Source organism: Marisediminitalea oceani (assembly GCF_003731635.1).
Classification (GTDB): Bacteria; Pseudomonadota; Gammaproteobacteria; order Enterobacterales; family Alteromonadaceae; genus Alteromonas; species Alteromonas oceani.
Genome location: NZ_RCUA01000087.1, coordinates 129,350 through 154,447 on the forward strand (window position 1 = coordinate 129,350; position 25,098 = coordinate 154,447).

The window sequence follows — 25,098 nt, forward strand, 5'->3', positions numbered from 1 at the left end:
TGTTTACTTAACCATGCGCCAGCCCTGGGTATGTTTTAATATAAACTGATCATAAGGCAACGGTTTTTCAAACAGGAACCCCTGATAAGAATTTATGCCTATATTTTCCAGTAATGGCAAATAAGCAGAATTATCCACCCCTTCAATAATGACCTCCAGTCGTAAGCTGTCGAGCATTTTAAAAATCCCATTTAACAGCGCACGCGCCCGCTCAGAACCATCAATCCCTTTTACCAGACTGCGATCGAGCTTTATCACATCAAAGTCAAACTTGCGCAAATAACTCAGCGACGAAAAGCCGGAGCCGAAATCATCCAGCGCGAGAATAAATCCATGGGATTTCAAAGCCGCCAGCCCTCTAATTGCCGCCGCTTCATCCTGAATGAAAATAGACTCAGTAATTTCGATCTCCACCAGCTCGGGCGACACAAAATGTTCTGCACAAATAGCTGCGGCATCTTCAGCAAAGGATTCACTCAACAACTGATTAGCACTGATGTTCACCGACAAAGGCAGGCTAATGCGCTCGGTTTCCAGCATGCTGATATATTCACAGGCAGACTCCAGGGCCACCAGCCCGATATCCATATCCAGACCGTGTTGCTCAGCCAGGGGAATGAAGATCCCGGGACTGACGATGCCGTGTAGTGGCGAAAACCAACGGCATAATAATTCCGCACCAATCAGGCTGCCAGCCACGTTATACTTGCCCTGCAGGTAGAATTCCAGCCCCCGGTTACGGATGGTCCGGCGTAAGTCGCTGAGCATGGTTACCTGTTCTTTTACACTTTCAGTCAGGCCATCGTGGTATTCAAATACCCGGCCCTTACCACCGGTTTTAGCCCGGTACATGGCCACATCGGCATTTTGAATAATTGCCTCGATACTGTCGCCATCCTCAGGATAAGCCGCTATGCCTATACTGGCCGACACGGTGAGTTCGGTTTTGCCGCTGTTAAAGGTCTGGCGTTCAAGGGTGTCGATCACCTGGCGGTTGAGCTGATGAAAAGCGGCCTTATCTAACTCGGTGCTGACGATAATAAATTCGTCGCCACCCCAGCGGGTAACAATCGCCGAGGCAGGAAAGGCACTACTCAACAGGCGGGCAACAATCTGCAGACACTCATCGCCGAGCTCATGACCGGCAATATCATTGATTTGTTTAAAGCCGTCCAGGTCAATGAAGGACAATACAAAACGTTGTTGCTTATCCACCAGCTCTTCCAGCGCACTACGCAAGCTTAAGCGATTCTTCAAGCCGGTGAGATCGTCGTGATTGGCCAGCACGCGTAGCTGTTGTTCGTTTTTCTTGCGTTCACTGATATCCCGCAAGGTGGCAATTAAGTAAGATGAACTCTGGTGCCTGGCTTCAAATACCGACAGTGAAACGTCAACCGCAATAGCCTCACCATCCCGGGTAGTGAGTTCGGTTTCAAACCTTTCCTGCCGACTCTGATTAATTCGCTCCAGCGGTTCCTGAGCATCACTTAAAAAACAATCCAGCCGCAACTTTTCGACAGTCTCAGTATCACCGAGCCTGGCTAATCGCCTGAAAGCCTTGTTAGATTCAGTTATTTGCAGACTGGTAGACAACACCAGCATAGGTTCGCGGGAGCTGGAAAAAGCGGAAGCCATAAGCTGAAAGGATTGCTCGGCGCGGTGTTCCCGGGTTTTATCCTTAGCCATTCCGACGATGTAGGTGGCGGTACCGGTTTTATCCCTTTCCAGCACCTTGCCTCGGGCGCGGGTCCATTGGTAACCACCCACCCCACGGATCCGGCAAATCAGTTCAATATCGTCGCTTTCACCATTAACCGCCATAGACCAGCCTAACTGCACCTGGGGTAAATCATCTGCATGCACCCTACGCATCAGCGCGATGGCATTTTGTTTAACCTCTCGCAGTTGCTTGTGGCGTAAGCCGAAGGAACGGATGATGAAAGCATCTTCCTCTGCATGCCACTCAAAATAGCTCTCCTGACTGGCCCATAGCGCCAGTTCAAGCTTTTCCTGGTCGCTACGACTTGTGGTCAGTGCATCATAAAGGGCCCTACTCTTTTCTGTGAGCAGAGTTTCGGCTTGTTTTCTGGCCGCCTTTTCCCGTTCCAGTCGTCGGGTCAGACTGGCAACACTGGCTGCGGGGGGTGAGATATCATTCACGATGCAAGCAATTTAACGTCTATATGATAAGTGTGCGGTACTTCGGTTGGCGTCACATGATGCTCAACCCGTTGCGAGAAATACGCTGCTGCGCCATCAATAAGCCCCTCAGCCAGGGCGTAAAGGTCGTGCATGGAATGATATTCCATCTTAATTGTGTCGGGAGTACGTTCCAGTACCTTAAACGAAGGCAGGTCTGCATCAGGGTACAACTTCCTTACCTGCACATGGATATCGTCATCCAGGCAATCGAGGATCTCCAGCACCGACTGTCGGTTGGCCATCATCTCGGCATGACCTGCCGATAACACCGTGAACAGGTACTTGCCATAATCGTAAAGTAAATCGTTCAGTGGCCGGCCAGTCTTATTGACCAGCACCACCATAATTTTTTGCAGCTCACTGAAAGGATAATAACCTACAGCGGTAAAAGCACCGTCATTCTCCAGGTTTGCCTCAACCAACACCTCGTCGGCAAACTCAGGTGAGATATTGTCCTCGAGCATTTCCACCAATGACGTGAACACAATTCCAAGCATAGCAACTTTCCCTAAATCCTATGGCGATTGGTATTAAGTGTAGAAGAAGTGGCTGAAAGTACACACAAATTGCCCGCTAAAACAGGATTTTTAGGCTAAAGGTGATAGCACTGGGGGGACGTTTTACAGAAATGCGCGCGCCCTCTGAAGCGAGGGCGCTAAATAACAGTTAGATTTCGATGTCGACCTGGTCAACGCGCTGTAACCCGCGGGGGAGCTTATTACCGCGACGACCGCGCTCGCCCTGGTAGTGCGCCAGATCGTCCGCGCTAAGGGTCATACTTCGTTTGCCCGCAGTAATTTTAACTGCCGCGCCTTCCGGAACGACCGAAAGCACTTTGACATACTCTTCGTGGGTTTGCGCTTTGGCCGATGGGATACTGATAAGCTTGTTACCCTTACCTTTACCCAGGCTCGGCAAATCCCGTAATGGAAACAGCAACATACGACCTTCGTTTGAAATAGCCATGCACCAGTCGGTCTCCAGGTTATCCACCCGCTGCGGGGCGAGCACTTTGGCACCAGTCGGCAGGTTCAGGTAGGCTTTACCCGCTTTGTTTTTACTGATCATATCAGCAAAGGTGCCAACGAAACCGTAGCCAGCGTCGGAGGCCATCAGGTACTTTCCGTCGTCTGCGCCCATTACTACATGGCTAAACTGCTCCCCGGCCACCACACTGAAGCGACCGGTCAGCGGCTCACCCTGACTTCGGGCCGATGGCAAGCCATGCGCATCACAGGAGAATGCCCGTCCGGAAGTATCGAGAAATACCACTGGCTGATTACTGCGCCCCTGCGCACTGGCAAGGTACTTATCGCCCGACTTATAACTTAAGGCCTCAGCATCAATATCGTGCCCTTTGGCGCACCGTGCCCAGCCTTTTTCAGATAGCACTACTGTAACGGCTTCACTGGGCACCAGTTCTTTCTCGCTCAGTGCCTTAGCTTCCGCTCGCTCAACGATAGGAGAACGGCGGTCGTCACCATAGGTTTCTGCATCCTGGAGAATTTCTTTCTTAATCAGCGTTTTTAAACGGCGATCGGAGCCGAGTAACTGCTGCAGATGGTCGCGCTCTTTTTCCAACTCTTCCTGCTCACCCCGAATTTTCATTTCTTCGAGCTTGGCAAGGTGACGCAGTTTTAGTTCCAGAATCGCTTCGGCCTGCTTGTCACTCAGACTAAAGCGGCGCATTAACTCCGCTTTGGGTTCATCGTGGAAGCGGATAATTTCAATTACCTCATCAATATTCAAAAAGGCAATCATTAAACCTTCAAGAATATGCAGGCGAGCCAGCACTTTATCCAGGCGGAATTGTAATCGACGGGTGACAGTATCTTTTCTGAATACCAGCCACTCACTCAGGATAGTCCGCAAATCCTTGACCTGAGGCCGGCCATCCAGGCCAATCATATTCAGGTTAACCCGGTAGCTTTTTTCCAGATCGGTGGTGGCAAACAGATGCTGCATCAATTGTTCGGTATCGACCCGGTTAGACCGTGGCACAACCACCAGCCGGGTGGGATTTTCATGATCTGATTCATCGCGCAAATCGCTGACCATGGGTAACTTTTTAGCCTGCATCTGACCGGCAATCTGTTCCAGAATTTTCGCACCGGAAGACTGATGCGGCAGGGCGGTAATAACCACATCGCCATTTTCTTCATGATACTTAGCGCGCATCTTAATGCTGCCGCGCCCGGTTTCGTAGAGCTTACGAATATCACTGCGCGGGGTAATAATTTCGGCATCAGTGGGATAGTCCGGCCCCTGAATATCCTCGAGTAATTCATTTAGCTCGGTTTTGTTGTTATCCAGTAATCTGGCACAGGCATTAGCGACTTCACGCACATTGTGCGGCGGAATATCGGTGGCCATCCCCACGGCAATACCGGTTACCCCGTTAAGCAGGATGTGCGGTAATCGCGCTGGCAGCACCTGCGGCTCGTTCAGCGTGCCGTCAAAGTTAGGGATCCAGTCAACGGTTCCCTGGCCCAGTTCTGACAACAGTACTTCACTGAATTTAGACAGCCGCGCCTCGGTATAACGCATGGCAGCAAATGACTTAGGATCGTCTGGCGCTCCCCAGTTGCCCTGCCCGTCGACCAACGGATAGCGATAGGAGAAAGGCTGAGCCATGAGGACCATAGCTTCGTAACACGCAGAATCACCATGGGGATGAAATTTACCCAGTACATCACCCACGGTACGGGCTGACTTTTTGTACTTTGCCGTGGAGCTCAGGCCCAGATCGGACATCGCATAAATAATCCGCCGCTGTACGGGTTTGAGCCCGTCACCAATATTGGGTAAGGCACGGTCCATGATGACATACATGGAGTAATTCAGATAAGCGTCTTCAGTAAATCGTCGAATGGGGAGCTGTTCGACACCGTCTTGGTTAATGGTAATTTCGTCGCTCATGGGTACTGTTTTATTCTCGTCTTATTATTTACACCAATCCGCCGGGGGAGTGTGAGTTGCCGCAATGATTCTCACCCCATTGTGAGTGAATCCGCCATGAAGCGCAATAGATCATCTGTGTCACCCCGGGCAGATTAATCCTTATTCAATCAAGCTTTTGCAGACGAGCCAAAGTTAGGGTTTAATAAGCGTTCGGCAACCGCCATCTGTATTTAAAGGCGCACTCATTTTGATCGGCAAATTCTCCGTTATCCGCTGGTTACTCCTGCTTACCTGGCTCAGCCTGCCAGCGCACGCCGGTGTGCATCTGTATGAAGGGGAACAAACCCAACTGCTGGCCGATAACTTCGCTATTCAGCATGAGCAGTCCTCGCCCTTTACCATCAGTGAAATTCTCAAACGTCGCCACGAATTTATTTACCAGGCCGACAATAATCCCAACTATGGTTTCAGCGATAAAGGTCTGTGGCTGCATGCCGAGCTGTCCAACCTTTCACACAACACCGACTGGGTCTTCTCATTAAACTTCAGTCAGCTCGATACGGTTGATTTCTACCTGGTAATTAACAATGAGGTGGTATCACAGAGCCACCAGGGCAAGCTGCAACGCGAACAGCTTTACCGCGTACCGACTTTTAACACCAGCATTCCCATTGGTGAAGAAGCCGAACTGTTTATTCGCGTACAAAGCGATTCTTCCAGCCTGATTGCACCGATTTATGTAATGTCTGAGGCGGCCGAAATTCGTATCAGCCAGGTAGATAACCTTATCTGGGGTCTGTTTTATGGCGGACTGTTCATTCTGGCCATCTACAATCTGGTGCTCTATTTTGGTTCCCGTGAGCCAAGCCTGATTGCCTATGTGGCTTATATCGTTACCGTACTGGTCTGGCAATTTGTATGGGGCGGTCATATCGACTTTTTCTTCTCCGATACGTTGTCACCGCTGCTGTCTCCGTATACGTCGCTGATATTCTCATTGATAGGTATCAGTTCCGGTATTTTCTCACTGATATTTCTGGAAACCAAAACCAATTCACCGTCCATGCATCCGGTGGTTGTGGCTTTCTTATGGTTGCAGGCCATTATGGGGCTGGCTACGCTGGTCGATATCTTCCCACCGGTATGGGAGCATAATCTGGTGTATGGCATTGGTATGTTGTCGATTACCAGTTACATCGCAGCGGGGTTTGAAGCCTACGGTAAACGCTACCGACCAGCGCGCTACTTTATTTTCGCCTGGGGTATTCTGGCCACCGGCGCCATTGTTGGCATGCTCAGCCTGGTGGGTATTTTGCCGTCGAACCTGCTTACCACCTATTGTTTTCAGGTGGCGGTATTCTGTGAGGCAGGCCTGTTTTCAATAGCCCTGATGGAGAAAAGCCGCAGCCAGCTTGAGAACGAAGTCAGCCAGGCCACCGACGAACTACGCCACAATATGGAGCTGATAGAAGAGCAAAACGCCCGGCTCGACATCGCCCGTAAAGACGCCATTAAAGCCAGTAATGTTAAGTCACAATTTCTGGCCAACATGAGTCACGAAATCCGCACACCTCTGAACGCCATTCTGGGTTTCAGTAAAGAACTCACTAACCTGACCCTGCCAGTGGATAAAATGGAACAGGTGCGGATCATCAACACTGCGGCCGACAACCTGCTCACCATTGTTAATGACGTACTGGATTTCTCAAAAATCGAAGCCGGTAAACTGCAAATTAATAATCAGCCATTCTCCCCCAACTCTTTGATTGAAGAGATGGTCACCATAATGTCGAAGTCGGCACATATGAAAGGACTGGAGTTTATTCTTGAACTGGGCCCGTTACCGGAAAAGCTGATTGGCGACGTATTCCGTATCCGGCAAATCCTTAACAACCTGCTAAGTAACGCCCTCAAATTTACCTCCTCGGGCTATATTAAACTGGCCGTAGAAGGTAAGGCACTGCAACACGGAATTCATGAGCTGGAAATTAAGATCGAGGATACCGGTATTGGTATCAGTCGCAAGGATAAGAACAAACTGTTCAGCGCGTTTTCCCAAATCGATGACGCGCTTAACCGTAGCTACCAGGGAACCGGCCTGGGCCTGGTGATCTGTCAGGAGCTGGTCAAGTTAATGCGTGGCCACCTGACGCTCAAAACCTCACCGGGACAAGGCAGTACCTTTACCGTTGTGCTACGAACCAACCAGTTAAGCCAGCGCTATGCGCTGTCACCATTACCTGAGTGGCTTAACAAGCGGGTATTAATTTTTGACCCGCATCCGGAGAGTCGCCGCGCCAGCGCGCAAATGATGATTAGTCTGGGGGCCAGGGTATATTGCGTAGAGTCTATTGCTCACCTGACGTCTATTGAAGAAGAGTTTGATTACCTGTTTGCCACCCTGCCAACGCTGAAAAAAGCCGCTCGTGAGCAAATGCTCGAAGCCTTGTGCGTATTTAACGCCGATAAGCGAATCCTCTGGTACTCCGGTGACGAGCCGCTGACCGACTTTCCTGCCTACATCGAGGATTTTGAGGCCCAGGTCAGAATGCCACTCACCATTACCAAGCTTGAGGGGATTGTTCACGGTAACATTAAAGAAAAAGTCTCTTCCCAGCAGAGTAAGCTCAACACATTGCCCAAAGCCCGTATCCTGGCGGTGGACGATATGGACATGAACCTGAAACTGCTGGATACCTGGCTGGCTGATTCGCCGGTGCAACTCACCTTGTCCACCAGTGGTCAGGACTCAGTGAATCGCTGTAAAAATGAAGAGTTTGATTTGATTCTGATGGACGTTCAGATGCCGGGAATGGATGGCATTCAGGCTACCCGCCACATCCGTAAGACGCCGCTTAACGCCGGAACGCCAATTATTGCCGTTACCGCCCATGCATTTAAGGAAGAGCAGGAACGCCTGCTATCATCCGGCATGGAAGATTATCTGCCCAAGCCCATTGAGTTTTCCACGCTTATCACACTGATTAAACGCTGGTGTCAGGGCGTGGACAGCAGTGCCATGGCGCTGCCAACGCTCGACTGGCAGCTGGCCCTTAAGCGTGCTAATCAGAATCGGGATTTGGCGATGGAACTGCTCCGTGAGTTTATTGCTCATTTACCGCAAGCGGCAGAAGTCATCAGAAGTGAATGGGATGCCCGCCATTACAAGGGCGTCCAGGATGAGATCCACCGCCTCCATGGTGCCTGTTGCTACACTGGGGTACCTAAACTTCAGGCGTTGGCTAACGAGATGGAATCAGCCCTGAAACTGGGCAATCATTATGAAGTGGCAGAAATGCTGCCGACCATCATTCTGGAATGTGAAATCGCGGCTGCCCAGGCTGACAAGTTTATTCAGGACAACGGCGCCTTTAATTCCCACTAAGCCTGTTCTCGTAAACGCGCTACCTGGCATTCACGTAACAGCCCGACAAACTCGCCCGGCTCACGGTCTAATTCGCTGGCGGAAATAAACACGTCATAGCCCAGCGCACTTCTTACCGCTGTCATGCGATTAGCCAGAATTGCCTTAATACCAGTTAAGGTCTCACCGTTTTCCAATACGAAGGGTTTATCTTCAAACAAACTGCTGCTGTAGCAGCCGCCAGTCGAGCAGGACTTGTCCTGTGCGTGAACCATCAATGGCCTTTGCTCAATAATGATGTGGGAGGCCAGACGTGGCGAGATGGTGGTTAAAAAATCGTCGTACCGTTTTAATTTAAAGCCCACCAGTTCCAGAGTGTCATGGTCAAGCCCGCGACTCACACGGGGGCAATCCACCCGCTGGATATCGTCCCAGGCTATATGCCATTGTCCGCAGCGATGCTGGTAGCTTACTTTATCGCGGCCGATAGCCAGACTATGCGGCGGCTCCCGTAATTTAAACCAGCCCACTAATATGGTCACAATGCCGCCACTTATGGCAAAGATGAGGGGTAGAAACAACCAGTCAGGGCTCAGGCTCAACGCCACTGAAGCAATCAGCAATACGGCTACGCCAATCAGAAGCGTGGTCAGGCCGTTGCGCTTGGCTGTAGAGCGGATAAAAATGTAATCATCGCTGGAAGACATAGAAATACACCACAAACATTAATATTGTCCAAATCACATAGAGCCGCATACGTTTACAAAACGGGCAGTTCGTTGACCACCAGCCGGCCTTGTTTTTACTCCCCTTCGCGGAGGACTCAGTCTGGCTCTGATTCGTCATTTTGTTGGGCTCAGGCATACGCGGTACTGTTCATTTAAACGACGGGTTTGAGTAAATAGTTTATCATGCCCCGGTTGCAACGCTGAGGGAATATATTTAGCACGCCAATCTTGGCAATATTTACGCACAGGGATATGATCCCGCGCAACGATAATCCGCACGGCAGTTAGCGATTTTTGCTACACTAGCCACAAATCAATGAGGCCGCAGCTAAATCTATGTCGAGTTTCACCGGTAATCATATTCTTTCTGTCTCTCAGTTCGATCGTGATGCGATAGAACTGGTCTTTAGTGTCGCCCAAAGCATGGAACCTTACGCCAAGCGTCAAAAGAGAACCACTGTTCTTGATGGCGCAATTCTGGGTAACCTGTTTTTTGAACCCAGTACCCGAACCCGGGTGAGCTTTGGGACTGCCTTTAACCTGCTCGGCGGTGAAGTGCGGGAAACCACGGGCATGGCAAACTCTGCGCTGGCTAAAGGAGAATCCCTGTACGACACTGCCCGGGTACTTAGCGGCTACTCCGACATTATTGCCATGCGCCATCCGGCTGCCGGATCGGTTGCTGAATTTGCCCAAGGCAGCCGGGTACCGGTGTTAAACGGCGGTGACGGCGCCAATGAGCATCCCACCCAGGCCTTACTTGATCTGTTTACCATTAAGCGTGAACTGCAGTTTAATAACAAAACCATTGATGGTCTGCATATCGCCATGATTGGTGATTTACGTTACGGGCGAACCGTGCACTCCTTGTCTAAACTGCTGTGTTTATTCAAGAACGTTCGTTTTACCCTGATTTCTCCTAAAGAACTGGCGATGCCGGACTATATTCTGGAAGCTATTGAAAATGCCGGCCACTCGTTACAAGTTACCGACCAGCTGGAAGGGAATATGGACGCCGATATTTGTTATCAGACCCGTATTCAGGAAGAGCGCTTCCCTTCGCAGGATGAAGCCAATAAATACCGCGGAAAATTCCGTTTAAATCAGTCGATTTACACCCGGCATTTTCAATCTAAAACCGTTATTATGCATCCGTTACCGAGGGATTCCCGTACAGAGGCTAACGAGCTGGATAACGACCTCAATCTCAACCCTAATCTGGCGATTTTCAGACAAACCGACAACGGCGTTTTAGTGCGCATGGCGTTATTCGCTCTCACGCTCGGCGTGGAAAATCTGGTGAGTCAATACGAAAAGCCTGTCATCTGGTATAGCAATAAGAGCTAAAAACATTATGCAACGATCCGAACAACTATTTGAGCGCGCCCAACTTTCTATTCCCGGTGGCGTAAATTCACCTGTGCGAGCCTTTAAAGCAGTCGGCGGAACACCGCGCTTTATTGAAAAGGCTGACGGCCCGTATATCTATGATGTGGATGGCAAGCGATACATTGACTATGTGCAATCATGGGGTCCTATGGTACTGGGCCATAACAATGACAAAATCCGCGAAGCGGTAATCCATGCCGCGGCTTCGGGTTTAAGCTTCGGTGCGCCCACTGAAGCCGAAATTATTATGGCCGAAAAAGTGCGTGAGATAGTGCCATCCATGGAAATGGTCAGAATGGTGAACTCAGGCACCGAAGCCACAATGTCAGCCATTCGTCTGGCGCGTGGTTACACCGGCAAAAATAAGCTGGTGAAATTTGAAGGCTGCTATCATGGCCACGCCGATTCCCTGCTGGTAAAAGCCGGCTCCGGCGCCCTGACCCTTGGCGTACCGAGCTCTCCGGGCGTACCAGCCGACGTAGCACAGCACACCTTAACCGTTGAATACAATAACCTCGATAGCGTTAAGCAGGTGTTTGCTGAAGTGGGCGACGATATTGCCTGTATTATTGTTGAGCCGGTTGCCGGCAACATGAACTGTATTCCTCCTGTCGATGGCTTTTTGCAAGGCCTGCGCGATATTTGTGACGAACACGGCGCGGTACTGATTTTTGACGAGGTGATGACTGGTTTTCGGGTTAGTCGTGGCGGCGCGCAGGAGCGCTATGGCGTGACTCCCGACCTGACTTGCCTGGGCAAAGTCATTGGTGGCGGTATGCCGGTGGGTGCATTTGGCGGTAAAAAGTCCATCCTCACCCATATTGCGCCAACCGGCCCTATCTATCAGGCGGGTACCTTATCAGGCAACCCTATCGCCATGGCGGCGGGTCTGGCAGCAATGGAACAAATTGCTGAGCCTGGCCTTTACGAACCTATCTTCAACAGCACCAAGGCGCTGGTTGAAGGATTTCAGGCTATCGCTGATGAACATGGTATCCCGTTTACCACCAACCACGCCGGTTCAATGTTCGGCCTGTTTTTCACCGACGTAGATAAGGTTGTGAACTATCAGCAGGCAATTAACTGCAATCAGGAGCGCTTTAAGCAGTTTTATCACGGCATGCTCGACGAAGGTGTTTATTTGGCTCCGGCCTCTTATGAGGCGGGCTTTGTGTCTAAAATGCATACGCAGGACATTGTCGACGCTACACTTGAAGCGGCGCGCAAAGTGTTTGCCAACCTTTAAGTTAACGGGCGGGTCAGGAACAATGCAGGGATGACGCTGCTTTACACAGCCTTTGTGTGCGTAACGGTACTCTATGCCGGGATTGTAACCCTGCTGCTTATCAGACAGAAACGGGTAACCCGGCGTATCGCCCGGGCGGCGACCCGCGTTATTCCTGAACCGGTCATTCGGAACGACGATAGCGAACAACGTTTTCTGGAAAAGGCAGATGAAGCCATGCGGCTGAATCAGACTTTCCAGAAATTTGTACCGAAACAGTTTGTCGACCACTTTGCCAAACATGGTATCGACACCCTCGAACTCGGCCGCGCCGACGAAGACGAAGTTGCCATCCTGTTCTGTGACATTCGGGGGTTCACCGGCCTGTCGGAGAAAATGAAACCCCAGGAGTTAATGAACTTCCTGAATTCCTATTTTTTGCGCATGAATGACCCCATTCACCAGAACGGCGGCTTCATCGACAAATTTATCGGCGACGCCATTATGGCCCTGTTTGACCACCCCGGCGGCACTGGCACCGACAAAGCCACCGATGCGGTGAATGCAGCGCTCGACCTGCAAAAAGCCCTCAGCGTGTATAACAGCCACCGGGCTAAATCCGGCTATGAAGGCATTCGGGTTGGCGTAGGCGTTCATATTGGCCCGGTTATTCTGGGCACTGTGGGCAGCGATGACCGAATGGACACCACTGTGATTGGCGACAGCGTGAATATCGCCTTTCGTCTTGAAGGCCTGGCGCCGAAGTATCACGCCGATATTGTTATCAGTTCGCAGACACTCAAAGCCATTAGCCATAAACAGCAAATAGACTGCCGGGTGCTGGATGTGGTCAGGGTTAAAGGCAGGCTCCGGTTAGGGTTTATGAAGTACTTAACCACCTGAGTGAGGATGCCCGTAAACAAAAACTTATCGTGGCGCCCTATATTCGTGATGGCCTGGCTTGCCGTATTACCAGAGACTGGCAGGAAGCGCTCAGCCATTTCAATAAGGCTTTGCTGATAGCCCCCGACGATCGATTGCTGCATCATCACATTCATACCATTGAAACTCTGATGCACACTGACCTCCCGGACGACTGGGATGGCGCTGTAGCACATTAACCAACAGGAAGCCGAAGTGAGTAATTACGATATACAGACAATTTTTCAATGGCTTATCCCCGTGGCTATCATCATGACCGTGGTGGGGTTTATTTTAGGTAAACGCAAAACAGACAAACCCATACTGACCGCGCTGTCTCTGGGTATTTCTGTCTTCGTGCCGATTGTAGCGATTGTGTATCTTATCTACCTGCTTAATAAACCTGATCAGGCTGCGGCAAAATAAGCTGTTCGTGCAAGACCAATAAAAAAGCCAGACGGGAAGTGGAAGCCCGTCCGGCCAAAGCATTCAACCATCACCGGGTAGCGCTGGTTGGGTTACTGATTAAACATGCTCAGTAGAGCGCAGCGCCTGGATCCGCTGTTCCAGCGGCGGGTGACTCATAAACAGCTCTGAGAAACTGCGTTTACCGGCAATACCGAAAGCCATCATGGTGCCTTCCAGTTCGCTTTCCCGGTTAGACTTGAGTCGCTCCAGTGCCGCAATCATTTTTTGTTTACCCACTAATGAAGCGGAACCCGCATCAGCACGGAACTCACGTTGACGAGAGAACCAGAACACCACCACACTGGCCAGCGCACCAAAAATCACTTCCAGAATGATAACCGTGAACATATAAGCGAAACCGCCCACTACCTCACCATCTTCATCGTTTTGCATCAGATTGCTGATTAAGCCTGCAACCACCCGGGCCAGGAAAATTACGAAGGTGTTTACCACGCCCTGAATAAGCGCCAGGGTAATCATATCGCCATTGGCCACATGAGATACCTCGTGGGCCAGTACCGCCTCAGCTTCTTCCTGCGTCATGTTTTGCAGCAAGCCTGTGGACACTGCAACCAACGCGTTATTGCGATTGGCACCAGTGGCAAAAGCATTGATTTCCGGCGAGTCATAAACCGCCACTTCCGGCATGCCGATACCGGCTTTCTGGGCCTGGCGTTTTACGGTTTCCAGCAGCCATTGTTCAGTCGCATTTCGCGGCCGTTCTATAACAACAGCGCCGGTTGAGCGCTTTGCCAGCCACTTAGACATTAACAGTGAAATAAACGAACCACCAAAACCAAATACAGCAGCAAATATCAGTAAGCCACCCATACTCTGGCTGTTAATACCCAGCACGGCAAACACCACACTGAGCACAATCCCGAGTACCAGTACCACGGCCAGGTTTGTGATCAAAAACAGCACTACACGTTTCATAAAAGCCTCGCTAAACAAGAAACGAAAATTAACACTGTGCATTATATAGGGTCATACACTGTAAGTTAAAATCGTATATAACTTACATTTAGTCAGATAAAAACTGATCAAAAACACCAGATGCTGGTATCAGCTACGCAGGGCTTTTACCAGTTGCAGAACGGCAGGGTGAGTGAGTTTGCGCTCTGGGGAGATCGCGTAGAGCTGCTCGGTAACACGGTTGATAACACCGACTTTAAGCAAGCCAAATTGCTTTTCCAGTTGAGGTGCCAGCAGCAAGGGGGCAGAAAACGCGCCCAGCCCTTCCTGGGCAAAAGCCAGCATCAGCGCGCTGTCGTCAAACTCAGCCGTGATATCAGGCTGAATATCCTGGGTGCTGAACCAGCCTAACAACTGTTGTCGAATTAGCGACTTTTTGCCTTGCAGCAGAAAAGGGGCGTTATGCAATGAGCGGGGAAAGTCCTGAGTTAGTGTGTCGTATTTATCGGCGGCGGCATACACAGCCATGGGCGACTCGGTGATTAAATGGCTGTATGCCTTAATGTGACTGCCGGTTTGAATGGGCTGGTCGGATAACACCATATCCAGACGGTTAACCGCCAGTTCGCCGAGCAATGAGGTCAATTCTCCCTCCCGGCACACCAGTTTTACCGGTAACTGTAAGACCGGCTTAAGCATTTCGTAGACCAGGGTTTTGGGCAGCACATCGGTGATCCCCACGGTAAAGCTCTGCCACTGGTTGTGCTGCTGATTAAGCACCGACTTGAGTTCTTCTCCGAGCTGAAAAATGTCTGCCGCGTAGCCCTGCACCAGTATCCCCAGCTCGGTGGGTATCAGTCGCCGGGATTGGCGGGTGAATAACGATGCGCCAATGGTGTCTTCCAAAGCACTTATCTGGCCACTGATAGTTTGCGGTGTGATATGCAGTAATTCGCTAACCCGGGCAATAGAGCCGTGCTCGGCCACCATATAAAAGTAATACAGCTGATTGTAGTTAATTGGCGTCATGGGCAGGTGGCGTGATCAGAGCTTGGCCTGGGCTTTAATAAACGCGATGGACGGTGCGAAAAAAGCGCAGCCTGTCTCGGCAGCGGTATAGTCCAGCCAGCGATCGTACTCGCCGTCGCCACTGCCGTATACCTGACTGTGTAACATTCGTTTAAAGGGTTGTGAGCTGGCAGAACAGATAACCGAAAACATACCCTGCGATGTCATATCGCCGTAAGGCATGCCCTGCTTGAGCAAGTCCGCCTTACCCTGCTCGGTAGCAATAATACTGGCCCTGACGCTATGAGAGGAAGGATTACACTCTACACTGGGCAGGTTATGCTCTTTGGTTGTGCCCATGATTTGTTCCTGCTGGCGTTCAGACAGGCTCAACCAACGGCGTAAATCGTGCCTGAAGCGCTGTACATGCACATAGCTGCCACCGGCAAAGCCGTTGTCATCGTCTTCGATAACCGCAACTTTGGCTCGCTGCAGGCCCCGGGGATTGTCCTGGGCGTACAAATAGCCATTAAGATCGCGACCGTCCAGATAGCGGAAGCCCTGTATCTGTTCCACCAGCTCTACGTGGATCCGCAGTAGTTCCATGATCTCCAGGCCAATGGCATAGCAAATATCGATGCGATCAGCGCGGATTTGAATAAACAGATCGCAGGGCGTGGAGGGTGCAACACGGTCTTCACTTTGCATATCAGGAAACGGCGTAAGTTCAACGGGGATGGGGCCGGGATAAAGTTCACTCCAGTAATTACTGCCCACGGCAATAATCCCTGACACCATGGCTTCATAGTGTTCATTATCGTAATGATCAATCACTTCCAGAGCCCGGCCCAGCTTGGCACGGACTGCCTGTGAATCGTCGTCAATCACATTGAACAACAAGTACTGCGCATGCAGATTGGGTTCAGCACAAATACCTTTTTGTGGTTGCGACATAGTCTTCCCGTTGTTTTTATCGTTATCGACCGGTGTTGTTATTTAATACCCGGCAGCCTGACCATCTTTGCGGCTTTCCGATGCTCCATAGTATATCTGCTTATCGGCATCATACATAATCGCTTGATAGCCACCGTAAATCCCCAATATATTTTCCAGTTTGTGGCCTCTTTCCAGCAACTCTCTTTCGGTGCTCAGCGAAAAGCCACGTTCCAGACTAATCGAGCCACCGTCTTTCATTAAGGCGCCGGTAGGGCTGCTTGAGCCACTGTGAATAAACCGGGGCGCATCTCCAGCCTCCTGCAAATTCATACCAAAATCAATAAGGTTGACGATTATTTGCGCATGCATCTGGGGTTGTGTGGCGCCGCCCATAACGCCAAAGCTTAACCAGGGTTTATTATTGCGCGTGACCATGGCCGGAATAATGGTATGAAAGGGACGTTTACCCGGCTGATATTCGTTACTGTGACCGGGCTCCAGGGTAAATAACTCACCTCTGTTTTGCAGAATAAAGCCCAGCCCTGGCGGGGTCATGCCGGATCCCATGCCGCGATAGTTACTCTGAATTAATGACACCATATTACCGCGGCTGTCGGCAACGGTGAGATATACAGTGTCGCCGTCGATAACGCCAGCATCATAGCGGTTGGCCGCCTTTTGCGGATCGATAAGTTTACGGCGCTCCCGGGCATACTCTTTACTGATAAGCGGTGCTACCGGGATATCATTAAATGCAGGATCGGCGTAGTACTTAGCACGGTCCTCAAAGGCCAGTTTTTTTGCTTCAACAAAGGTATGGATATAGTCGGCAGAATCCAGTCCCATGCCTTCGATATCGTACTGTTCCAGAATATTGAGGATCTGCAGCGCCGCAATGCCCTGACCGTTAGGCGGTAACTCCCAGACATCATAGCCACGATAATTAGCTGATACCGGCGTCACCCAGTTAGAGGTGTGAGCAGCCAGGTCCTCATAACTTAAATATCCCCCCTGCTCTTTCATGTAAGCCGCAACCACCCGGGCAATATCACCTTTGTAAAATGCATCCCGGCCGCCGGTAGCGATTTTTTCGTAGGTCGCAGCCAGCCCCGGATTCTTAAACACATCACCCTTTTGCGGCACTTTACCGCCCGGCATAAAAGTGGCTGCAAATGCCGGGTAATGACCGATTCGATTAACATTCATTTGCCAGTAATAAGCCACAAGCTCGCTAATCGGAAAGCCGTTACGTGCGTAACGAATTGCCGGCGACAGCAGTGAAGTCATGGGTAAGCGGCCAAAGCGGTTGTGCAGCTCAAACCAGCCATCTACCGCTCCGGGCACAGATACCGGCAACGGCCCGAAGGATGGAATCTTAGTTAGCCCCGCAGCGGAGAATACTTCAGCAGTCAGCGATTTGGGCGACCGTCCTGACGCATTCAGCCCGTATAGCTGTTTACTCTCAGCATCCCAGACAATCGCAAACAGATCGCCACCAATACCGCTACCGGTGGGCTCGACAAGGCCTAGCATGGCGTTTGCTGCAATGGCTGCATCGATGGCGCTGCCGCCTTGCTTAAGGATATCCAGGCCAACCTGAGTTGCCAGCGGCTGACTGGTTGCCACCATTCCTTCCCGGGCAATCACTTCGGAGCGACTGGCAAAGGGTTTGCCGGTAATTCTGTCATAAGCACTGGCGGATACAGAGATCACCAGCCCCATAACCACACAAGTCAGCTTTATTCCCATGCCTTTTACTAACCTCAACATCATTATTATTTCGTTACCCTTGTTATTGTGAGTATCTGGCTGTCTGTAAGAATTACCAGCCCGGCGTGAATGCTTTGCCTAAGATAACATATTATTACAATCCTTCACTTTTTGCTGAAAAACCAAACACCTTTAAATACGCGGGCTGCGCAACCATCAGCGGGCGCAGGCGAATTGGAATCATGTTTGCAATGCTGTTGGTAATAATGAATTGAGTTGCTATGAGCTAATAATCTGTCCCCTCGCTTGCAGTACTAGTGGACCATTTTTTCAATTTGTCTTGTGAGACATCCAACCGCAGAGAGTCAGTACCATGAGCACAGAATTTAGTATCGTTACTATTGTGAAGCATCGCACCCAGCAATTGTCTAATTTGCTAAGCAGTATTGAGCGTTCTTCAGTTATCCCCAAAGAGGTGGTGATTGTATGGATGACCTCGCCCAGTGACGAGTCGCTATTAAGCAGTGAGCACTTTGACATTCAGCATTGTTTCACCACGCATTCAGAGTTACCCATAGCCAAAGCCAGTAATCGTGGCTTTGAAGCCTGTACCACAGCAAAGATTATCTACCTGGATGTAGACTGTATATGTCCGGCAACGCTGCTGCAGGAAATGACAGCTCCATTGGTAAACGGCAAGGTGACCACCGCAAACATAACTGACCTGCCGTGCAAAGCTGAAGAAGTCTCTGAAAGTGTCTTACAAGACCTGGCAGCAATACCCGTTCAGGCGCCCAAAGAACTTCCTTTTGTTCATTTTGATGCCACGGCATTTGCTATCACCAGCGATGATTTTGAGCGTCTCGGTGGCTTTGATACCGACTACGATGGCTATGGCTTCAGCGATGTGGATTTTGCCATGCGTTGCAGCCAGGCCGGTCTTACACTAGTGAATACAGGCCGGCACATCTTTAAACAATTTCATATGCATTTTGATCCGCCACTTAATCACTTGTGCGATCTCGTTGCCAATGCGGAGCTGTTTAAACAAAAGTGGAGTTGTTATCCCTTCTGCGACTATTTCGAGAAGTTTGCTGAGCTTGGCTATGTGAATGCGGATTATGAACAAGCCGGGATCCGGGTTACCCGCCTGGCATCAGAGGAAGAGCTGGATGAATTTTTTATTGAACAGCCCTGCGAGGAACAACCGGAAGTTGCAGAGGAAATGCGGCAAACCGCTTAAGACGTAAGACATTAAAAAGCACGGTTCAATTGATGAAGTGAACCGGGCTTTTTTTGCATTTAGCTGACTTATTTATCTTTCAGCGGTGTTTCTTCGGTTACCGGTACCGTATTCACATCGGTATCCAGTGACTCAACCGCCTTTCTAACGCCAGCCGCATAGTCCGGGTGGACCTTTTCGAGTACCGCATACCAGCGTTCTTTTACCCCATCTGAGCATGGCCCCATGGCCGCTGCGTAATTTTTGTATAAGCGGGCCTTTTGTTCGTCGGAAAACATTTCATACAGTGCTCTGGGCTGCACGTAATCAATATCTGCTTCCTCCTGATTGTATCGGTCGGCGTCGCCGTCGATACGCAGCGGTGGTTCGGGGTTTTCCACCTGCGCTTGTGGGCCGCTATGCTGATTAGGTTCGTAATAGGCATCGGGGTTATCAAAATCATTGGTAAAGAATCGCATGGCGCCATCTTTGTGATAGTGATTCACCTTAGCGTTTTTTGGTGCATTAGCAGGCAGGGCTTCATAGTGCGTTCCGAGTCTGTACCGGTGCGCATCTGCATAAGAGAAGATTCTTGCCTGAAGCATTTTATCCGGACTAAACCCAATGCCTGGCACCACATTAGAAGGGCTGTAGGCGGCATTTTCTATCATCTGAAAATAATTTTCCGGTACGGTATGCATTTCCAGCTCACCTACCTCAATCAACGGATAGTCTTTGTGTGGCCAGACTTTGGTTAAATCGAAGGGATTGTAGGCCTGATTACCGGCTTCCTCTTCAGGCATTACCTGAATGTAAAGTGTCCACTTGGGGTAGTTGCCTTCATCAACGGCGTTGATAAGGTCTTCCTGATATGACTCCCGGGTTTTGCCAATAATGTGCTCGGACTCTTCATTGGTATAATGCTCGTGACCCTGCTGGGTTTTAAAATGGAACTTCACCCAGAATCGCTCGCCCATAGCATTCCACATACTAAAAGTATGTGAGCCATAGCCATTCATATACATCGGGTTTTTGGGAATACCGCGGTCAGACATTAAGATCGTCACCTGATGCACGGATTCGGGCTGAGCCGCCCAGAAATCAAACATGGCTTCCGGGCTTCTGAGGTTAGTTTTTGGGTGGCGTTTCTGGGTGCGAATAAAGTCAGGAAACTTAAAGGCATCGCGGATAAAGAAAATGGGCGTGTTATTACCCACCATATCCCAGTTGCCCTCTTCAGTATAAAACTTAAGGCTGAATCCACGCACATCGCGTTCTGTATCGGCCGCGCCGGACTCTCCGGCTACCGTCGACCAGCGGCTTAACACGTCGGTTTTCTTGCCGATTTCTGAAAACAAATCGGCGCATGTGTATTGGGTAATGTCATGAGTAACGGTAAACGTACCCTGCAGCCCCCATCCCTTTGCGTGTACTGCCCGCTCTGGAATACGCTCACGATTTTGATGGGCGAGCTTTTCGATTAGCTGATAATCCTCCAGCAGCACCGGACCGCGACTGCCTGCCGTTTTTGAAGTGGAATTTGACGAAACCGGGGCGCCTGCGGTGGTGGTTAGCTTGGGTGCTTTAGCCATTTTCTATCCTTTGATTATGAGTTCCTGAATTGGTACGCCTTCGGGCTCTAAAGCGACCAATCGATTTTATCGGTTGGTCGGCGCAGTCGAAGCGATTAGCTCAGCAAAACGTTAAGCGCTACCAGCGGCTTTTACGCAAAAATACCACCACCTGTTAAAATATAGGGCTAACCGGTTGGCATTGCTTGCAGTAAACATACTGCTGATCTTATGAACTGCTGCTGGTCACAATTCCAGACCCTTCGCCAATAAGTGGGATGCAGTCAATGACAACTTATTTTGTAGCCGTTATTACACTAAACCTGGTTTGTTTTCTGTTCATCCTGCTGTCCGGTATTCAGCATAAAAAACATCACTACTACTCACTGGCAATCGTTAATTTACTGCTTGTTGGTTACCACTTTTTATCCTGGCGTTTTCACCAGGCCTCCACGGTTTCCGAAGCCATTACTCTAAGCCGGTTACACACCAATACCGTCATCCTTGGCTGGCCGTTTATTATTTATACCTTTGGCCACTGGTGCAGATTCCGCTATACCAACCTTATGGTATTAGCTTTCGGTACTATGGCGGCCATTTTCACGCTGTTTAACACATTCTCTGATACGGTTTTGCGACATGGTAACAACCCACAACTGGTTAAATTTGATAACTTGTTCGGCGAGCCAATGTCCCTGCTGGTTGGTGAGCCCAGTATGTTTTTCTCCCTGTTCCATGCTGGTTTTATTGTTATGGCTGTTGTGCTGCTTTTGTTTGCTTTACGCTTTTATCAGCAGCAGAACAATTTTATCTCACTGGCTCTGACCATTTGCCTGGGGTTGTCGGTAGCCACCAGCTTTATGAGTTATCAGATAGACAGTGGTAGCGTCCCATTGTTCTACACAGGAGGCCTACCCTTTACTCTTATTTCTCTGGCTTTCGCCTTAATGCTCAGTGTTTCATACCGGCGGAATGCCAGGGAGCTGGATCATCAGCGTAAACGCCAGGGTGAATTCGAACTCGCTCTCAGACGCCTCGCTACCAGTGCGGCAGGCGAAGACGCCGATCATTTTTACATCGAACTGATTGCAACCCTTTATCAACTCTCACCGGCGGAATTCATATTTATCGGTGATAAGTGTGCAGACAGTGAGACTAAGATAGAAACCAGGGCTGTACTAAAACACGGGCAACCAGTGCCAAACTTCACTTATCAGACTGAAGGCACAGCCAGTCAGGAGGTGTTAGACCGGGGCCTGCATAGTGAGAAGCACATCACCGCCGCCAGCTTTAAATGTCGGGAAGCCAATGAGGCACCGGCCTTTGCCAGCTACACCGGCATCCCCATTGAGAATAGCAGCAGGGAGAAGGCGGGCTTAATTATGATGTTCTTCTCGCGACCCGACGGCATTGATAGTGCCCTGCAACAAGCCCTGCAGGTCGTCTCATCCCGTGCTGCATCAGAATTACAGCGCGATCAACTCGAACAAAAACTGCGCTCCATGGCTTATTATGATTACCTGTCGAACTTACCTAATCGCGCCCGCTTACTCGAGGTGCTCAATGCTACGTACCTTGATGCCACCAGGCATCGGCAGAACGCCTTGCTAGTACTGCTCGATCTGGACCATTTTGGTGAGATTAACCGAAAGTACGGCTACGAAATTGGCGATCAGGTTATTCATATTCTGGGTAACCGATTTGCTGCCTATCGCTCTGCAGACGTTTTTATAGCACGTAATGGCGGCGATGATTTCGCCATATTGCTAACCAACCTGCAAGCCGATTACACCGCGCTACTGCATGTTCACTGGGCCGCCCTGAAAGCCATAGTCAGTGATGAAATCACTATCGGCCGACGCAAGATATCGGTTCAGTGCAGCGCCGGAGCCGTGTTGTTCCCAGAACAAATTGAAAGCCGTTTTGATGTGATCAGCTCAGCAGAACACGCGTTGCAACAAGCTAAAGAGCGTGGCCGCAATCAATGCTCATTGTTTGCCCCTGAAATGCTGGCCATCAAGGATGCTGCCCGTGAGCTGGAGGAGGACTTATCCAGCGCGTTACAATATAACGACGAACTCTCAATGGTTTATCAGCCAAAGGTGGATGCCCATGGCAGACTGACCGGCAGTGAGGCGTTGCTGCGCTGGCACCATCCGGTTAAAGGGTTTATCTCACCGGCTCATTTTATACCCATTGCCGAAGAAACAGGCCTTATTCATGAGTTGGGCAAATGGGTGTTACGCCGCGTCTTTGAACAGATCCGCGACTGGCAACAGCGAAGCGTGCCGCTTTACCGGGTTTCGATTAATGTTACGGCTTCCCAGTTTGCTGAAGGCGACTTTATTCATTACCTGCTTGCACAACGGACTGAATACAACATACCGGCACAGCTGATCGAAGTAGAGCTTACAGAATCAAGTTTGCTATTCGATAGCCACAAAGCCATTGAGCAACTAAAAACCTTACAGAACACCGGTATCTCGGTGGCACTGGATGATTTTGGTACCGGTTATTCATCACTCTCTTATCTGCGCGATTTACCGCTAAACGTGCTTAAGATTGATAAGTCCTTTATCGACAATATCGACCATCAGCAAAGTAAGGAGCTGGTCAGGTCAATTATCGCCATCGGCAAACATATGAAGCTGCTCACCGTTGCAGAAGGTACAGAAAGCAAGGAGCAGGTAGAGATGCTTAAAGAAATGGGCTGTGACTATTTTCAGGGTTACTACTTTAGCCGCCCGCTGACGCCAGAAGCTTTTGAAGCATACGTAATGAGATAGAGCCTCAGTAAAAGCAAGAAAAAACCCCGCATAAGCGGGGTCTGAGTCGAAGTGATTTAGGCTTATTATTATTAACTTAAGTGCCTAATCAATAATGTGTCCGAAGATTATGAACGGCCACCAGTGAAGTCAGGATAAGCTTCCAGACCACATTCACTGATATCAACACCTTCAAATTCTTCTTCTTCGCTAACGCGTACACCGATAACTGCTTTGATGATTAACCAAACCACTAAGCTGGTTACGAATACCCATACGAAGATAGTCAGAGCACCGATGATTTGACCAGAGAAAGTCGCGCCACCAGTAACAGGAACCAGTAACAGACCTAACAGACCAACAACACCGTGAACAGAAATCGCACCTACCGGATCATCGATTTTCAGTTTGTCCAGAGTAACGATGCTGAATACAACCAGGATACCGCCCAGGGCACCAAACAGAGTCGCAGTCAGTGGCGTAGGAGTAGAAGGTTCAGCAGTAATAGCAACCAGACCAGCCAGTGCACCGTTAAGTGCCATTGTCAGGTCAGCTTTACCAAACATGATGCGAGCAACAATCAGAGCAGCAATAGTACCACCCGCTGCAGCAGCGTTAGTGTTCATGAAAACTACAGCAACCGCGTTAGCGCTTTCTACAGTAGCAGTAGCCAGTACTGAACCACCGTTGAAACCGAACCAACCCATCCACAGGATGAATGTACCTAAAGTTGCCAGAGGCAGGTTTGCACCAGGGATAGCGTTAACTTTGCCATCTGCAGTGTATTTACCTTTACGAGCACCCAGTACCAGTACACCCGCTAATGCAGCCGCTGCACCAGCCATGTGAACGATACCAGAACCAGCGAAGTCAGAGAAACCAAGGTCGCCCAGTGTGTACATGCCGAATACAGACGCGCCACCCCAGGTCCAGGCACCTTCCATTGGGTAGATGAAACCAGTCATCACTACCGAAAAGGCAAGGAACGCCCACAGTTTCATACGCTCAGCTACCGCACCAGATACGATAGACATTGCAGTGGCAACGAATACTACCTGGAAGAAGAAGTCAGCTGATGGTGCATAGGTTGCTGGTTCATCAGCAACGCCAGTTGCGCCGTCGCCTACGATGCCGCCCAGGAAAGGTACCCAGTCACCACCGCCGTACATGATGCCGTAACCGCAAATCATGTACATAGTACAAGCAATCGCAAACAGTGCGATGTTTTTAGTTAAGATTTCAGTTGTGTTTTTAGCACGTACAAGGCCAGCTTCCAGCATGGCAAAACCTGCAGCCATCCACATTACCAGTGCGCCACAGATCAAAAAGTAAAAGGTATCTAACGCGTACCCTAATTCAAAAGTTGTTTCCATTATGCTTATCTCCGCAAATTTCTCGTCGACTGCTCTTACAGTGCGTCGGTATCTGTTTCGCCAGTACGAATCCGGACAGCGCCTTCAAGGTCGTAAACGAAGACCTTGCCGTCACCAATTTTGCCGGTTTTCGCAGCACCTGTGATGGCTTCAACCAAACGTTCCACCTGATCATCCTGAACTGCAATTTCCAGTTTGACTTTCGGCAGGAAGTCGACCTGATACTCGGCTCCGCGGTATAATTCTGTATGTCCTTTTTGACGTCCGAAACCTTTCACTTCGGTTACGGTCAGACCGTCAATACCGATTTCTGAAATGGCTTCACGAACATCATCCAGCTTAAATGGCTTGATGATTGCTGTGACTAGTTTCATGTGTTGCTCCCAAAATAATAGTGGTT

Annotated in this window: 17 protein-coding genes and 1 pseudogene; 7 read left to right on the plus strand and 11 right to left on the minus strand. The window is 50.0% G+C overall.

Features of this window, described 5'->3' with window-relative positions; all coding sequences use genetic code 11:
- Positions 1-3 precede the first annotated feature (3 nt).
- The 3 genes from D9T21_RS22105 to parC all read right to left on the minus strand — a co-directional run bounded on the left by D9T21_RS22105 (position 4) and on the right by parC (position 5,121).
- Entirely contained in the window at positions 4-2,160 is a 2,157-nt protein-coding gene (locus tag D9T21_RS22105; RefSeq protein ID WP_123327325.1) for a putative bifunctional diguanylate cyclase/phosphodiesterase, read from the minus strand.
- Entirely contained in the window at positions 2,157-2,699 is a 543-nt protein-coding gene (locus D9T21_RS22110; protein WP_123327326.1) for a heme NO-binding domain-containing protein, read from the minus strand. Before D9T21_RS22110 ends, D9T21_RS22105 begins: the two co-directional genes overlap by 4 nt.
- Positions 2,700-2,868: 169 nt before the next feature.
- On the minus strand, positions 2,869-5,121 hold the full coding sequence (gene parC, locus D9T21_RS22115) for a DNA topoisomerase IV subunit A (RefSeq protein WP_123327327.1): 2,253 nt from the start codon (positions 5,119-5,121) through the stop codon (positions 2,869-2,871).
- Between the two features lie 229 nt (positions 5,122-5,350).
- On the opposite strand from parC, the gene D9T21_RS22120 reads away from it, so the two are divergent.
- Positions 5,351-8,488 (plus strand): hybrid sensor histidine kinase/response regulator, encoded by a 3,138-nt coding sequence (locus D9T21_RS22120; protein WP_241155789.1) that lies wholly within the window; start codon positions 5,351-5,353, stop codon positions 8,486-8,488.
- On the opposite strand, the gene D9T21_RS22125 is transcribed toward D9T21_RS22120, so the two are convergent.
- The gene (locus D9T21_RS22125) at positions 8,485-9,174 is read right to left on the minus strand and encodes a DUF2982 domain-containing protein (RefSeq protein ID WP_123327329.1); all 690 of its coding nucleotides are present in this window, start codon (positions 9,172-9,174) and stop codon (positions 8,485-8,487) included. The two genes, D9T21_RS22120 and D9T21_RS22125, sit on opposite strands and share 4 nt — an antisense overlap.
- A 357-nt stretch (positions 9,175-9,531) precedes the next feature.
- Between D9T21_RS22125 and D9T21_RS22130 the strand changes: the two genes are divergently transcribed.
- From D9T21_RS22130 to D9T21_RS22145, 4 genes and pseudogenes are all read left to right on the plus strand, one after another.
- On the plus strand, positions 9,532-10,542 hold the full coding sequence (locus D9T21_RS22130; protein ID WP_105936234.1) for an aspartate carbamoyltransferase: 1,011 nt from the start codon (positions 9,532-9,534) through the stop codon (positions 10,540-10,542).
- Positions 10,543-10,549: 7 nt separating this feature from the next.
- Positions 10,550-11,830 carry a glutamate-1-semialdehyde 2,1-aminomutase gene (gene hemL, locus D9T21_RS22135; protein WP_123327330.1) on the plus strand — a complete coding sequence of 427 codons (1,281 nt, stop codon included), beginning with the start codon at positions 10,550-10,552 and terminating at the stop codon, positions 11,828-11,830.
- 30 nt (positions 11,831-11,860) lie between these two features.
- A pseudogene (locus D9T21_RS22140) lies at positions 11,861-12,930 on the plus strand (adenylate/guanylate cyclase domain-containing protein).
- Positions 12,931-12,946: 16 nt separating this feature from the next.
- Positions 12,947-13,156 carry a hypothetical protein gene (locus tag D9T21_RS22145; protein WP_123327331.1) on the plus strand — a complete coding sequence of 70 codons (210 nt, stop codon included), beginning with the start codon at positions 12,947-12,949 and terminating at the stop codon, positions 13,154-13,156.
- A 99-nt stretch (positions 13,157-13,255) separates the two neighbouring features.
- Here D9T21_RS22145 and htpX read toward each other — a convergent pair whose 3' ends face one another.
- From htpX to ggt, 4 genes are all read right to left on the minus strand, one after another.
- A complete protein-coding gene (gene htpX / locus D9T21_RS22150) occupies positions 13,256-14,134 on the minus strand; it encodes a protease HtpX (RefSeq protein ID WP_123327332.1) in 879 nt (292 codons plus the stop codon).
- A gap of 129 nt (positions 14,135-14,263) precedes the next feature.
- Positions 14,264-15,142, minus strand: a complete 879-nt coding sequence (gene nhaR, locus D9T21_RS22155; protein WP_123327333.1) for a transcriptional activator NhaR — start codon at positions 15,140-15,142, stop codon at positions 14,264-14,266.
- 15 nt (positions 15,143-15,157) lie between these two features.
- The gene (locus D9T21_RS22160) at positions 15,158-16,075 is read right to left on the minus strand and encodes a Dyp-type peroxidase (RefSeq protein WP_123327334.1); all 918 of its coding nucleotides are present in this window, start codon (positions 16,073-16,075) and stop codon (positions 15,158-15,160) included.
- 42 nt (positions 16,076-16,117) lie between these two features.
- A complete protein-coding gene (gene ggt, locus D9T21_RS22165) occupies positions 16,118-17,806 on the minus strand; it encodes a gamma-glutamyltransferase (RefSeq protein ID WP_377907906.1) in 1,689 nt (562 codons plus the stop codon).
- 334 nt (positions 17,807-18,140) lie between these two features.
- Between ggt and D9T21_RS22170 the strand changes: the two genes are divergently transcribed.
- Positions 18,141-19,010: a glycosyltransferase family 2 protein gene (locus tag D9T21_RS22170; RefSeq protein ID WP_123327335.1), complete on the plus strand. Its 870-nt coding sequence runs from the start codon at positions 18,141-18,143 to the stop codon at positions 19,008-19,010.
- A gap of 68 nt (positions 19,011-19,078) precedes the next feature.
- Here the strand turns inward: D9T21_RS22170 and D9T21_RS22175 are convergent, their stop codons facing one another.
- Positions 19,079-20,581: a catalase gene (locus D9T21_RS22175; protein WP_123327336.1), complete on the minus strand. Its 1,503-nt coding sequence runs from the start codon at positions 20,579-20,581 to the stop codon at positions 19,079-19,081.
- A gap of 266 nt (positions 20,582-20,847) precedes the next feature.
- Here D9T21_RS22175 and D9T21_RS22180 point away from each other — a divergent pair, with 266 nt between their 5' ends.
- Positions 20,848-23,346, plus strand: a complete 2,499-nt coding sequence (locus tag D9T21_RS22180; RefSeq protein WP_164464814.1) for a putative bifunctional diguanylate cyclase/phosphodiesterase — start codon at positions 20,848-20,850, stop codon at positions 23,344-23,346.
- A 107-nt stretch (positions 23,347-23,453) separates the two neighbouring features.
- Here D9T21_RS22180 and D9T21_RS22185 read toward each other — a convergent pair whose 3' ends face one another.
- On the minus strand, positions 23,454-24,698 hold the full coding sequence (locus D9T21_RS22185; protein ID WP_105935565.1) for an ammonium transporter: 1,245 nt from the start codon (positions 24,696-24,698) through the stop codon (positions 23,454-23,456).
- A gap of 35 nt (positions 24,699-24,733) precedes the next feature.
- The gene (glnK, locus tag D9T21_RS22190) at positions 24,734-25,072 is read right to left on the minus strand and encodes a P-II family nitrogen regulator (protein ID WP_105935564.1); all 339 of its coding nucleotides are present in this window, start codon (positions 25,070-25,072) and stop codon (positions 24,734-24,736) included.
- Between the last annotated feature and the right edge of the window lie 26 nt (positions 25,073-25,098).